The organism is Pseudarthrobacter sp. Y6 (genome assembly GCF_050156205.1).
Lineage (GTDB): Bacteria > Actinomycetota > Actinomycetes > Actinomycetales > Micrococcaceae > Arthrobacter.
On the sequence record NZ_CP189574.1, the window covers coordinates 3603566 to 3616398 of the forward strand.

Consider the following 12833-nt stretch of genomic DNA (forward strand, 5'->3'; position numbering starts at 1 on the left):
ATCCGTTTCATTCGGGTCGCCGTTCCGTTCGTCCCACTTATCGACGTCTGTCCGCCATTAAACGTTGATCGTCAACTGGGGCGCCGTCACCACCTGTCACATAGGTCACATCGGTCACAAGTGTACCCGGCTGCCGAGCAGGCTCAGAAGGGCGGTCAGTTCGGCAGGGCTGAATTCATGTTCAAGCAGGAATTCCCGGGTATCCAGCTCCCGTACGAACGAAACTGCCGCGCCGCCCCGCAGTTCAAGGAGTGGCGCGAGTTCGACTTCCGGAACGTACCGTTCCCGAGCGTGTGGAGGTCCGTGGGTCCGGTAGCGTTCGTTGATGCCGCGGGCGGCCCGGGCGTAGCCGGCAGCAATGTCCTGGTCGGAGTCCCCTGCGAGGTCCTGGAGCATGGCAGACACCATGCCGCTGCGGTCCCGGCCTGCGGCGCAGTGGATCACCACCGAACCCTGCTCGCCGGCAGCGGCCAGGGCCCGGAAAACCCCCACAAGTTTCTCCGCGAAGAGCCCGACGTTGACCGCACCGTCCCAGTCCACGCAGCCGCCGGAATTCTGCATCCGCCCAGCTAACCACAAGCACCTGCGTGCCGCACGCCACAAAATAAGTGGGCAGGTGCGGAAAAACAGGTACTTTCGACCAGTGCCCCTTTCCCGCGTGAGGCGTACGGTGACATGTGTATGCACTCCACCCGTTTTCGACGAATAAAAGGGGTTTAGAAATGGGACATATGACATTACGACGGCGGCGCTCGGCTTTTGCCGCGGGTCTCGCCGCGTTGGCGGTGGCGGTAGGGCTGGCGGCGGCTCCCGCCCAAGCCGCACCTCCAGCGCCAGTGGCCTACGTGGCGCTCGGTGATTCCTACACGGCCGGGACCGGCGCCGGCGACCCGTTCCGGCCCGCAGGGGTGGCCTGCTGGCAAAGCCACCCTGGCTACGTGGACGACGTAGGCCAGACGGGACGCGTCAACCTGGTAGCCAATGCAGCCTGCCACGGTGCCGTTCTCAGCAACGCCAGTCCCTTCTACGACACCGGCCTCTATACCCCCACCGTTGAAGATCAGCTCTTCGGACTGGCTGTCCAGGGCAAGATATCGGCGGCCACCGGGCTGGTCAGCATCACGGCCGGCGCGAACGACCTTGGCTTTTCCTACGTGATAGGCGTCTGCGCCACGAACACGCAGGAGGTCTGCGCGGCGGTGCTGCAGCAGGCTTCGGCGCCGGCTGCACTGCAGGCCCTCAACGCGGGCCTGGTACAGACATACGCTGCCATTCACTCTGCGGCGCCTCGCGCGAGGATTGCCGTCATGGGGTACCCGCTGCTCTTTGACCCGGCCAGCCCCTTCGCACCCATTCCGCCGGCCAACCAGACACTCGTCAACCAGGCGGCCCTGGCACTGAACTCCACCGTGGCCGCAGCCGCCGGCACGGCCAACGCGGTTTACCAGGCGAACACGCAGTACGTCGATGTGACAGCCAGGTTCATGGGGCATGCAGTGAATTCCACTGATCCGTGGGTGCAGCTGAACCCCAGCCTGCCCACGGCGGACTACAACTTCCACCCGAACAAGGCCGGCCACGCCCGGGGCTATGCTGCCGCACTGATGGGAGCGATTAAGCCGGCGCTGCTGGCCCGGCAGTAGCGCATTCCGAGTTTTTGTCCAGATAACGCCAGTTGGCCGACGGGTTTGGCGCTTGATCTGGACAAAAACTCGGAGGTACGGCCGCTACAGGTGCCTGGCGAGTCTGTGCTCCAGCCCGTTCCGGACCATGGGCCACTCGTGCGCCAGGATTGAAAACACCACGGTGTCGCGCAGGACGCCGTCGCTGGTCCGCCGGTGGCTACGCAGCACGCCGTCCTGCTTCGCACCCAGCCTGGCGATCGCTTCCCTGGACTGGTGGTTCAGCCAGTGCGTCCGGAATTCCACAGCGGGGCAGCCGAGCGTCTCAAACGCATAGCGCAGGAGCAGCAGCTTGGAGTCTGCGTTGGTTCCGGTGCCGTGCGAAGAAGCCGCGTTCCACGTGGAGCCGATCTCCACGCGTGGTGTGCCGGCGTCGATGTTCATATACGTGGTCATGCCGATGATCCTGCCCTGGCCGCCCGTGGCGGGATCGGTCAGGCGCGTAGTGAACGGCAGCATGGACCCCTGCTCCTGGAGGCTGAGCCGGCGGCCGATCTCAGCCGCCATGCCGTCGGGTGTGGGCACGGACGTGTACCAAAGGTTCCACAGCTCGCCATCCTGCGCTGCGGCAACCAGGCCGTCGTGGTGGGCCTGACTCAGGGGTTCCAGGATGACGTGCTGTCCGGCCAAGGTGATGGGTTCAATCGAGATCACCTGCAAAGCTTACTCAGACCAGTCGAAGAAACCCTTTCCCGTCTTGCGTCCGAGTTCTCCGCGGGCCACTTTGTCCTTCAGGATCTGCGGCGGGGCGAAGCGTTCACCCAGCGTGGAGTGCAGGTACTCGGCGATGCCCAGCCGCACGTCCAGGCCCACGATGTCCGTGGTCTTCAGGGGGCCGGTGGGGTGCTTGTACCCAAGTACCATGGCGGCGTCGATGTCGGCCGCGGACGCCACCCCCTCCTCCACCATGCGCATGGCCTCCAGGGCAATGGCCACTCCCAGCCGTGAAGAAGCAAAGCCCGGGGCATCATTGACGACGACGGCGGTCTTGCCGAGTGCCTCGACCCACCTTTTCGCCGCCGCAGCAAGGTCCGGGGACGTCTGCTCGCCAAGCACCACTTCGATGAGGGTGGAGGCAGGGACGGGGTTGAAAAAGTGCAGGCCGAGGAAGTTCTGCGGGCGCTTGAGTTCGCGGGCCAGGCCGGTGACGGACAGGGACGACGTGTTGGAGGCGAGGTAAGCGTGATCGTCCAGGCGCTCCTCGATGCCGCGCAGCGAGGTGACCTTCAGGTCCCACTCTTCGGGAACGGCCTCGACCACCAGCTGGCGGTCCTTGAAGTCGTCGTAGTCCACCGTGACAGCGAGCCGTGACACCATCTCATCGAGGTTGCCGTCGGTGGCTCCGCGTTCGATGCTCTTGGCGGCCGCGGATTCCACGCGTTCGCGGGCGGCTTCGGCGGACGCTTCATCGCGTTCCACCACCAGGACGTTGGCCCCGTTGATGAGGAAGGCGTGGGCGATGCCGGCGCCCATCCGCCCGCCGCCCAGGACGCCGACTGTGGAGGGAAGGTTCGGGTTCGTCATGGTTATTTCTTCTCTGATTTCTTGTCGAGAAAAGCCTGCATGCGGTCAAACTTGGCCTGGGATTCAAAAAGGATCCCCTGCGCCAGCTGGTCAATCAGCGGGTGGGCCTCCGGGGGGGCGTGGAACACCGACTTGGTAATCCGCACGGCCAACGGATCCTGGCGGCCGATCCTGTCCGCCAGGTTGTGCGCGGCATCCATCAGGTCCGGTGCCTCGTGGATTTCAGTGATGAGGCTGGCAGCCAGGGCGTCCTCGGCCCGGAGCACCAGGCCAGCCAGCAGGATCTGCTTGGCCAACGGCTCCCCCACCAGCTCCTTTAGGCGCCAGCTGGCCCCGGCCGCGGCGAGGATCCCCAGCCCTGTTTCGGGGTTGCCGATCCGGACACTGGGCGTTCCGATCCGGAAGTCGGCGGCGTAGGCGAGCTCGGCGCCGCCGCCCAGGCAGTAGCCGTCCAGTGCGGCAATGACCGGCATGGGCAGCTTGGCGATCCGCACGAAGATCGTGGAGTTAATGCCCTGCAGGGCATCATCGCGGCGCCGCTCGCGCAGCTGGGCGATGTCCGCGCCCGAGGCGAAGACGCCGTCGACCCCTGAGATGATCAGGACTTTGGGACTCTGCTCCAGCGCAGCGCAGACCACGTGGAGTTCGTCCACCATCTGCTGGTCGATGGCGTTCCGGACTTCAGGGCGGTTGAGTAGGACCACCACGCGGTCCTCCCGCTCCTCGACCAGGAGGGTACTGAAGTCGACCGAACCCAGGGATCCGTCCGCGCCGTCCGGGGTGGGCATCAGACACGCTCCAGCAGCATCGCGGTGCCTTGGCCCACGCCGATACACATCGTTGCCAAGCCGATTCTTGCGTCCTCGCGTTCCATCCGGCCCAGCAGGGTGATGGCGATGCGCGATCCGCTGGAACCGAGCGGGTGCCCCAAACTGATGGCGCCGCCGTCGTTATTTACCGTGCCCGGGTCCAGCCCGAGCCGGCGCATGCTCGCGAGTGACTGCGTGGCGAACGCTTCGTTAAGCTCGACGGCGCCCAGGTCACCGACACTGAGGCCGCTCCGCTTGAGTACTTTCTGCGTCGCAGGGACCGGGCCGATGCCCATGATCTCAGGTTCGCAGCCGGCGGAGGCACCGTCGATGATCCGGGCCCTCGGCGTCAGGCCAAGCCTTTGGATGGCGGCCTCGGACGCAACGATGATGGCCGAAGCGCCGTCGTTCAGCGTGGACGAGTTCCCGGCCGTGACCACGGAACCGCCCGGAACCACGGGGCGCAACCCTGCTAGGACTTCCAGGGTGGTGCCGGCACGCGGGCCTTCATCGGTGTCCACCACCGTTTCGGCCTTGCGGGACTTGACCGTCACCGGGACGATCTCGTCCCTGAAGCGCCCTGCGGCAATGGCGGCGAGGGAACGCTCGTGGGAGCGGACCGCGAAGGCATCAGCGTCCTCGCGGGTGATGCCGTCCATGCGGGCCACTTCCTCCGCGGTCTCCGGCATGGAGTAGGTCATCTTGCCGTCCCTGGCGAACCCGCCCTTCTGGAAGAGCGGGTTGACGAAGCGCCAGCCGATGGAGGTATCGAAGATCTGGCCCGGTTTGGCGAACGCCGTGGCGGGCTTTTCCTGAGCCCACGGCGCACGGCTCATGGACTCCACACCGCCGGCGATCACAACATCCGCGGCGCCGGACTTGATCATGTGGCTGGCCTGGATGATGGCGCTCAGTCCTGACGCGCAAAGCCGGTTGACCGTGATCCCGGGGATGTGGAGGGGAAGTCCGGCCAGCAGGGTGGCCATCCGGGCCACGTTGCGGTTTTCTTCGCCCGCACCGTTGGCGTTGCCGAGGATGACTTCCTCGATGCTGTCCGGATCCAGGCCTGCTCGGGACACGGCCTCGCGGATCACCAGTGCAGCGAGATCATCCGGGCGGACCGCCGACAACGCACCACCGTACCTGCCCACGGGAGTGCGGACGCCGCCAACAAGAAAAGCCTCGACCATTGAGAACATCCTTTACGCCAGGGAGCCGGAATCTTCGGGACCGTCCAGTGACCGCCCTATTTACCGACCGTTCGTTCTATAAAGACTACACTCACAGGACTACGACGCCGAGGTGCCCGGCCAGGAGCGGCGCCAGCAGGCTCAGCTGATAGTCGTCGATCACCACGCCGGCCAGGCTCCCGAGGCCGCTGATGGTCCGGAAATCCGTGCCGCGAAGGTCAAAGTCCTTCAGCCGCGCGCCGGTGAGATCCAGGGTTCCGATAGTGCAGTTCTTCAGCGCCACCCGCGTCCCGGCGGCGGAACCGAGATCCAGTTCGTTGATGATGCAGTCGCTGATGACGACGTCGGTCAGCTTGGACCCGCGCAGATTGAGGAAGTCCAGTTTTCCGCCGTCGATCCGGACCGACTGCCAGCCGGTCTCATACAGCTCAGCCGAGCCCAGCCGCGGATTGTTCAGCTGAACGTCCCGCCACGTGGAGCGGGCGGCCCGGAAGACCGGCGCGTACAGCTCGGACAGGATGCAGTCCCGGAAGGTGGCCCCGCGGAGCTGGGTGTCATTGAAGGAGACGCCCTGGAACTCACACTCGGCAAAATCCGTGCCGCTCAGCTCCAGACCGTCGGCGGCCGCCCGGCTGTACCGGACGCCGTCGTACCTTTCACCACGCCGGAAGTCCGGGGCGGGATCATCCGTGACATCCTCCAGGCTGACCGGCGAGAGCCGGGGAGCCGTTACCTTGGGGGCCTTTGCGGCCACTAGAGCGATTCCGCTTTGGCCGCGATTTCCGCCAGGTCCTTGGTAAGCGCCTTGCGCGTCATGCTCATGCCCAGCTTGCCGAACAGTGCCATGGTGATCTTGCTGAAGAGGGTGGGTTTGACGACGTCGGCGCCGAAGGTCAGCGTAAGGTCCGTCCCGCCGTCGCGCTCGGCCAAGCTGAAGCGCGAAGTGTAATCGGCGCCGCCCTGGAGGGCTTTGACCGTGGTGCTGCGGGGAGGATCGGCCTGCGCCACCCACATCTCCACAGTCTCCGAACGGCCCATCATGGTCCGCGTTTCCTTCCAGCGCGTCCCCTCGCCGTAGGGCCCGTCGCTGAGCATCTGCACGGCGTCGATCCCGGACAGGGTGGCGGCTGAACCCGGGATGTCCGAGATGACAGCCCATACCTTTTCCGGCGTGGCATGGATGTGCTGGGTCAGGCTTGTGCTGTGTTCCATGCATCGAGCCTAGCCGGGGGCACAGACATTCGACAGGCAGTCAATATCGGAAGACCCTTGAAATGGTAAGCATGCTTTGTGTTAGGCTGAAAAAGCATTGTTTGATCAACGGACACGAAAGGTGGCCAGACTCATGGGCCTCGGAGACAAGATCAGTAACGAAGCAGAGCACCTGGGCGGCAAGGCCAAGGAAGCTGCAGGCAACGCCACGGACAACGACAAACTCAAGGCCGAAGGCCAGGCAGACCAAGTCAAGGCTGATGCCAAGAAGGTTGGCGAAAACGTCAAGGACACCTTCAAGAAGGACTAGTCCTTCCACATTCGAACGGCGGCGGATTCCCATGGGGGGTCCGCCGCCGCTCTTGTGTCTGCCCACCCCGTCGATTGCTCCCCACCGGCCTCTTTAAAAGCCCCAGAGGGGCCCCGGACCCACTCCGGCAGGTTTCCCTGGCCGAACTTGTCAGGCGAGGGGGCCGGCGGGGAGCAATCGATGGAGGGGATCGACGGCGGCGGCTACCCTTGGCCCATGACATACGTGGACCTGAGTGCCCAGAGTGCCGCTTCCGGTGGTTCGCCTTCGCTCGGCGGATATCTCGCCACGCCTGCCGGAACCGGCCCGTTCCCCGCGGTCCTGATGATCCACGAAGCCTTCGGCCTGAACGACCTGGTGCGCGGGCATGCCGACCGGATGGCCCGCGCCGGGTACCTGACGCTGGCGGTGGACCTGTTCAGCGACGGCGGCCCGCGCCGCTGCCTGGTCAGCACCATGCGGAGCATGCTCAGGGGAAGCGGCCGAGCGTTCACCGACCTCGCTACCGCCCGGACCTGGCTGGCTAATTCACCGCTGTCCACCGGAAAGACCGGGGTGATCGGATTCTGCATGGGCGGCGGTTTCGCGCTGCTCGTGGCCCGCGATGGTTTCGACGCGGCCTCGGTCAACTACGGCCACCTGCCCGGCAATCTCGAGGAAGCCCTCCGTGGCGCCTGCCCCATCGTGGCCAACTTCGGCGGCCGCGACCTCACCCTCAAGGGCGCGGCTGGCAAGCTCGAGACCGCCCTGGACAACCTCAGCATCGAAAACAGCGTCAAGGAATTCCCCACCGCCGGGCACGCGTTCCTCAACGAAACAGACCTTGGCCCGGCAGTTTTCCGGCCGCTGATGCGGGTCATGGGCATCGGCCCGGACCCGGCGTCCTCCCCCGAAGCCTGGCAGCGGATCGAAGACCACTTTGCGCGGCACCTCAAGAGCGTGGACGCCGACCGCACCTGAGCGCTCCTGCCCAGTTAGTCCCCCGGTTTCCCGTCGACCACCCGCGACGCGCCGGCCTTTTGGGCGCGCCGGGCCGCGCAAGTGGGCAGGAACGCACGGGGGAACGGACGACGGCGGGCCGCCCCCGAGAGGGTGACCCGCCGACGTCGGACTTCTTAGCGTCCGCCTGCTGAGGCGAAAAGCCCTAGCAGAAGAGCTCGCTCTTGGGCTCGTTGTGCTTGACCTTCTGCCAGCCCAGCCACAGGACCAACACGAAGAACGGGATCGTGGCCAGGGTCCAGAGACCGAGGTGGAAGACCTCGCCGGACTTGCTGGTCATGGTGTCGAAGCCGATCAGCACAGTGATGGCCAGCAGGGCGACCAGGCCGGCCCAGCTGCTCCACGTTCCGCCCGGCGCGGGCAGTGATGAGACCTTGCCCTTCTTCTTGCGCAGCGCGATCTGGCTGGCGAAGATGGCGCCCCACGTGAAGATCACGCCGATCGATGCGGAGTTGAGCGCGAGGTCGAAGGCGTGTGAGCCGCCCAGCCAGATGTTGAGCAGGATGCCGACGAGGTACACGGCGCCGATGGCCAGGATGGCGGCGTACGGGACGTGGTTCTTGGACATCCGGGTCAGCCACTCCGGAGCGTGTCCGTTGTTGGCCATGGTCCGGAAGATCCGGCCGATCGAGTACAGGCCCGAGTTGCAGGAGGACAGCGCGGCAGTGATGACGATCATGTTCATCACGTCGCCCATCCAGCCGAGGCCCATCTGGCCGAACACGGTGACGAACGGCGAGGTGCCGGCCACGTACTGGTCCGAGGGCAGCAGCATGGCCAGGAGGGTCACGGAACCGACGTAGAAGACCACGATGCGGAAGACGACGGCGCGGATTGCCTTGGGCACTTCCTTGGCAGGGTCCTGCATTTCGCCGGCCGTGATGCCCACGAGTTCAATCCCGTTGTAGGCGAAGATCACCGCGTTCAGGACCAGGATCATCACCAGCGCACCCTTGGGGAACATTCCGCCTTCGGCGGCGAAAAGGTTGTTCACCGAGGCGTTGCCGTCGCCCACCTGGGCGTTGGTGACCACCATGAAGGTGCCCACGGCCAGGAAGATCACGATGGCGCCCACCTTGAGGCAGGAGGCCCAGAATTCGAATTCGCCGAACGCCTTGACGCTCAGGAGGTTGACGCCCACGAGCAGCAGCAGCGCGGCGATGGCGCTGAGTTCAACCGGCACGTTGGGGAAGAAGAACTGGAAGTACAGTCCGATCGCGATGAGCTCGGCGATACCGGTCATTGCCCAGTTGATGAAGTACATCCAGCCGGACAGGTACGCGCCCTTCTTGCCGAACATTTCGCCGGCGTAGCTGACGAACGAGCCCGACGTCTGGCGGTACATGATCAGTTCGCCCAGCGCCCGCATCAGCAGGTAGGCGATGACGCCGGCGATGGCGTAGGAGAAGATGAGCGCGGGGCCCGTGGAGGCCAGGCGTCCGCCGGCCCCCATAAAGAGGCCGACGCCGATGGCGCCACCCATGGCAATCATGGTGACCTGGCGGCCGGTCAGGGATTTCTTATAGCCCTCGGCGCTGAGGGTGGAGTCGACGACGGCGGATTGCGCCGTGGGGCTCTCGAGTTCGGTGGGGGTACTTTGAGGCACAACAATTCCTTGGGGGTAGGGGATTGGCCGGCACCGGAAACGCCGAGTTTTTGTCCAGATAATTCGGGATAATCCCGCATTTGGGGTACTTATGTGGACAAAAACTCTCAGGCGTCGAAGGCTCGCGCGGCCTTTCCATCCTACAAGATTCGAACCGATGCAAGTGACGCGGGCTACACTCAGTCACGGTTAAGCCAAGCTATTGCCACCTATATGGGGGATTTGCAGAACAATGTTCTGTTCTGCGTCCTCCAGGACGCCGTATGTGCGCAGTGGTTCGGCGCCGGTAATTGAGCAGCCCGTCTTCAGGTCGAAGGCGTGCTGGTGGAGGGGACACATCACCACCTGCCGGTCGATGGTCCCGTCCGCAATGGGACCGCCGCGGTGCGGGCAGACGGCGGACAGCGCCCGAAGCGACCCGTCCCTGAGCCGGAAGACCGCTACTTGCTCGCCGCCCACTCCGAAAGCCCGTCCCTCACCAAAGGGGATCTGGTCCACGGAGCCCAGGATGTGGCTGTTGGCGCTGACGGGCTCAGTGCTGATCGGGTCGGCGCTCATCGGACCGGCACCTGGGGCGGGACGGTGAGGGGCAGGGAGGTGCGGAACTGGCCCGGCGTGAGCGGATCGTCGCGTTCGCTCCACGGGTCCATGTAGCTGTCCACGGACGCCTGCATCGCTGCGTCCAGACGCTCGGCGATGCCTTCGGAATCCTCCACGATCACCGAGCGGATGTGCTCGATGCCCACCCGCGGCACAAAGGCGTAGGTCCGTTCCAGCCAGTTGGCCTGCTCCCGGTAGTACTGCATAAAGCGGCCGGTGAGGAGCTTGACCTCCTCGGGATCATCCACGGTGGCCAGCAGGTCACCTTTGCGGATGTGCGCTCCCGCGGCGCCGCCGACGTACAACTCCCAGCGGCCGCCCTCCACGGCCACCACGCCCACGTCCTTGACCAGCGATTCCGCGCAGTTCCGCGGGCAACCGGACACCGCCAGCTTCAGCTTGGCCGGCGACTCGATCCCCTGGAACCGGGACTCGATCTCGATGCCCAGTTTGGTGGAATCGCCGGTGCCGTACCGGCAGAAGTCCTTGCCCACACAGGTCTTCACCGTACGGAAGCTCTTGCCGTAGGCATAGCCGGACGGCATGTCCAGGTCCGCCCAGACCTGCGGGAGGTCCTCCTTGGGGATCCCCAGCAGGTCGATCCGCTGCCCGCCGGTCAGCTTGATCAGCGGTACGTTGTGCTTCTCGGCGACGTCGGCAATGCGGCGCAGCTGCTGCACCGACGTCACGCCGCCCTTCATCTGCGGCACCACGGAGAAGGTGCCATCGCGCTGGATGTTGGCGTGCACACGGTCATTGATGAAGCGCGCGTCGCGTTCGTCGATGTACTGGTCGGCGAGCATCATCTTCAGCAACGATGCCAGGCCCATTTTGGACTTCGCGTCCTCGGCGCTCCCCGGCGCCAAGGCAGCGAACACCTGGGACACCGAGCGCAGCCCGAGCTTCCGGATGGCGGCCATCAGAGACGGCTTGTCCAGTGGGATCCCCGGCACGTAATAGCTGGCGGCCGGGTCCTCCTCCACAGCCCCGTCCGCGGCCCACTCCACCACCTGCTTGACCAGGAGTTTGCAGGAACCGCAGCCCTTGCCGGCGCGGGTGGCGTCCATGGCGCCGCAAACCGTGGTGCAGCCGCCCTTCACGGCGTCCACCAGTGCCTTCTTGCTGACGCCGTTGCAGTTGCAGACCTGGGCGCCGTCGTCGAGCTCGGCCACACCCACCTCCTCACCCGGCCCCCCGACGTCGAACATCAGGGCGATCCGTTCCTCCGGCAGGGGCAACCCGCGGTCGTAGGCCTGCGTCAGGTAGGCGACCTTCCTGCTGTCGCCCAGCAGCGTGGCCCCCACCATTTTGTTGTCGCGGACCACGATGGACTTGAACACACCGCGGCTGGGCTCCGAGAAGACAATGTGCTCGTCCGTGTCGAGTTCAGGCCCGTGCAGCCCCATGGACGCGACCTCCACGCCGGCCACCTTGAGTTTGGTGGCGGTCCGCGAACCAAGGTAGGCCGCGGAGGTATCGGCGCCGGTGACGTGGTTGGCAAGCACCACGGCCTGTTCCCACAGCGGCGCCACCAGGCCATAGACCTCGCCGCGGTGCTGGACGCACTCCCCAACAGCGTAGATATCGTCTTCGTCCTGGACCCGGAGCCTGTCATCCACCACGATGGCCCGCTCCACCGGCAGCCCGCTCAGCACGGCCACGTCCACGTTGGGCCGGATCCCCGCGGCCACCACCACCATGTCGCAGGCGATGTCCTCCCGGTCCCGGAGGCTGACGCCGCTGACCCGCTCCGTGCCGAGGACTGCTGTGGTGCGGCTGGACGTGTGCACCCGGATACCCAGTGCCTCCACGCTCCTACGCAGCACCGCACCGCCGTCGGGCCCCATCTGCGCGTTCATGAGGTGCCCGCCCGAGTGCACCACCTCCACCGCGATACCGTGGCTTTTCAGTCCGTAGGCCGCCTCCAGACCCAGCAAGCCACCGCCGATCACCACCGCCCGCCGGTGGTGCTCCTGCCGCGCATGCTGGACCATGTGTCGGGTGTCATCGATGGTGCGGAACCCGAACACACCGTTCTTCACGGACCCGCCCGGCGTGTACAGCCCGTCCATCGGCGGCATGTGGGAGCGACTCCCGGTGGCGATGATGAGGGTGTCGTACGGCGTCACGCGGCCGTCGTTGGAAAAGACGTGCTTCGTGAACTTGTCGATCCGGTCAACACGGACGCCGGCATGCAGGGTGATGCTGTTCTCGCGGTACCAGGACAGGGCGTTCAGGAAGATGTCCGCGTCACTTTCCTCGCCGGAGAGGACGTGGCTGAGCATGATCCGGTTGTAGTTTCCGTAGGGCTCGTCCCCGAACATAGTGATCGTGAACTGGTCCGCGCCGCCCCGGGCGAGGATCTCCTCCACCGCCCGGGCACCGGCCATGCCATTACCCACCACCACCAGCCGACCGCGCGGCGCGGCGCCTGCGTGCCTCCCCTGCGGCCGGTCCAGCACGCTGGTCATCAGTGCTCCACCATGCCCAGGTCCACCACCACGGATCCCCCAACACCATCCGGTGCGGCGAGATAGAGCTCCACCACCGAGCCGCCGTCGATGTCCTCCACCACCCGAAGCGGCACATGGACGTCGCTCTTGGCGCCGATCGGGAAATAGCGCATGGGCACGCCGTTCCGCATCAGCACCACGGTGATGAGTTCACTGCTGGAATTGCCGCCCCGGAAATAGAGCGTCTGGTTGATGATGCCGTCGGGAACGAAGTGGGAGAGTTCGCTGTGGATGGGGACGGGTTTTTCCAGCCCGGTGCCCTCAAACGGGAAGATGCCCTGCAGGAAAAGGTTTTTGGTGATCACGGACAGATCCTTTCGGCCGGCGGGAGACTGGCATAGGCCTATCTTCCGCCGCCGATGTTTCCGCCTGCCGGTCGGCGCGTAAC

Annotated in this window: 14 protein-coding genes; 3 read left to right on the forward strand and 11 right to left on the reverse strand. The window is 65.4% G+C overall.

Going from position 1 to position 12833, the window contains the following annotated elements; translation table 11 throughout:
• Positions 1-114: 114 nt before the first annotated feature.
• Positions 115-561, reverse strand: a complete 447-nt coding sequence (locus ACQCSW_RS17280) for a tyrosine-protein phosphatase (RefSeq protein WP_426987820.1) — start codon at positions 559-561, stop codon at positions 115-117.
• 161 nt (positions 562-722) lie between these two features.
• On the opposite strand from ACQCSW_RS17280, the gene ACQCSW_RS17285 reads away from it, so the two are divergent.
• Positions 723-1643: an SGNH/GDSL hydrolase family protein gene (locus tag ACQCSW_RS17285; RefSeq protein WP_426987822.1), complete on the forward strand. Its 921-nt coding sequence runs from the start codon at positions 723-725 to the stop codon at positions 1641-1643.
• An 84-nt stretch (positions 1644-1727) separates the two neighbouring features.
• Here the strand turns inward: ACQCSW_RS17285 and ACQCSW_RS17290 are convergent, their stop codons facing one another.
• The 6 genes from ACQCSW_RS17290 to ACQCSW_RS17315 all read right to left on the reverse strand — a co-directional run bounded on the left by ACQCSW_RS17290 (position 1728) and on the right by ACQCSW_RS17315 (position 6417).
• Positions 1728-2336, reverse strand: coding sequence for a GNAT family N-acetyltransferase (locus tag ACQCSW_RS17290; protein WP_426987824.1), 609 nt, complete (start codon positions 2334-2336; stop codon positions 1728-1730).
• A 9-nt stretch (positions 2337-2345) separates the two neighbouring features.
• The gene (locus tag ACQCSW_RS17295; protein ID WP_426987826.1) at positions 2346-3206 is read right to left on the reverse strand and encodes a 3-hydroxyacyl-CoA dehydrogenase family protein; all 861 of its coding nucleotides are present in this window, start codon (positions 3204-3206) and stop codon (positions 2346-2348) included.
• 2 nt (positions 3207-3208) lie between these two features.
• A complete protein-coding gene (locus ACQCSW_RS17300; RefSeq protein ID WP_426987828.1) occupies positions 3209-3994 on the reverse strand; it encodes an enoyl-CoA hydratase/isomerase family protein in 786 nt (261 codons plus the stop codon).
• Complete coding sequence (locus ACQCSW_RS17305) at positions 3994-5205, reverse strand: thiolase family protein (RefSeq protein WP_426987830.1); 1212 nt, start codon at positions 5203-5205, stop codon at positions 3994-3996. Before ACQCSW_RS17305 ends, ACQCSW_RS17300 begins: the two co-directional genes overlap by 1 nt.
• A 91-nt stretch (positions 5206-5296) precedes the next feature.
• Positions 5297-5959, reverse strand: coding sequence for a pentapeptide repeat-containing protein (locus ACQCSW_RS17310; RefSeq protein WP_426987832.1), 663 nt, complete (start codon positions 5957-5959; stop codon positions 5297-5299).
• Complete coding sequence (locus tag ACQCSW_RS17315) at positions 5959-6417, reverse strand: SRPBCC family protein (protein ID WP_426987834.1); 459 nt, start codon at positions 6415-6417, stop codon at positions 5959-5961. Before ACQCSW_RS17315 ends, ACQCSW_RS17310 begins: the two co-directional genes overlap by 1 nt.
• 133 nt (positions 6418-6550) lie before the next feature.
• Here ACQCSW_RS17315 and ACQCSW_RS17320 point away from each other — a divergent pair, with 133 nt between their 5' ends.
• Positions 6551-6727, forward strand: a complete 177-nt coding sequence (locus ACQCSW_RS17320) for a CsbD family protein (protein WP_111908936.1) — start codon at positions 6551-6553, stop codon at positions 6725-6727.
• Between the two features lie 216 nt (positions 6728-6943).
• Positions 6944-7687 carry a dienelactone hydrolase family protein gene (locus ACQCSW_RS17325; protein ID WP_426987836.1) on the forward strand — a complete coding sequence of 248 codons (744 nt, stop codon included), beginning with the start codon at positions 6944-6946 and terminating at the stop codon, positions 7685-7687.
• 184 nt (positions 7688-7871) lie between these two features.
• Here ACQCSW_RS17325 and ACQCSW_RS17330 read toward each other — a convergent pair whose 3' ends face one another.
• The 4 genes from ACQCSW_RS17330 to ACQCSW_RS17345 form a co-directional block, all read right to left on the reverse strand.
• The gene (locus ACQCSW_RS17330; protein ID WP_426987838.1) at positions 7872-9332 is read right to left on the reverse strand and encodes an amino acid permease; all 1461 of its coding nucleotides are present in this window, start codon (positions 9330-9332) and stop codon (positions 7872-7874) included.
• Between the two features lie 189 nt (positions 9333-9521).
• The gene (locus ACQCSW_RS17335) at positions 9522-9890 is read right to left on the reverse strand and encodes a Rieske (2Fe-2S) protein (RefSeq protein ID WP_426987839.1); all 369 of its coding nucleotides are present in this window, start codon (positions 9888-9890) and stop codon (positions 9522-9524) included.
• The gene (gene nirB, locus ACQCSW_RS17340) at positions 9887-12403 is read right to left on the reverse strand and encodes a nitrite reductase large subunit NirB (protein WP_426987840.1); all 2517 of its coding nucleotides are present in this window, start codon (positions 12401-12403) and stop codon (positions 9887-9889) included. The genes ACQCSW_RS17335 and nirB overlap by 4 nt, the downstream gene beginning before the upstream one ends.
• Entirely contained in the window at positions 12403-12750 is a 348-nt protein-coding gene (locus ACQCSW_RS17345; protein WP_426987841.1) for a molybdopterin oxidoreductase, read from the reverse strand. The genes nirB and ACQCSW_RS17345 overlap by 1 nt, the downstream gene beginning before the upstream one ends.
• Positions 12751-12833: the final 83 nt, after the last annotated feature.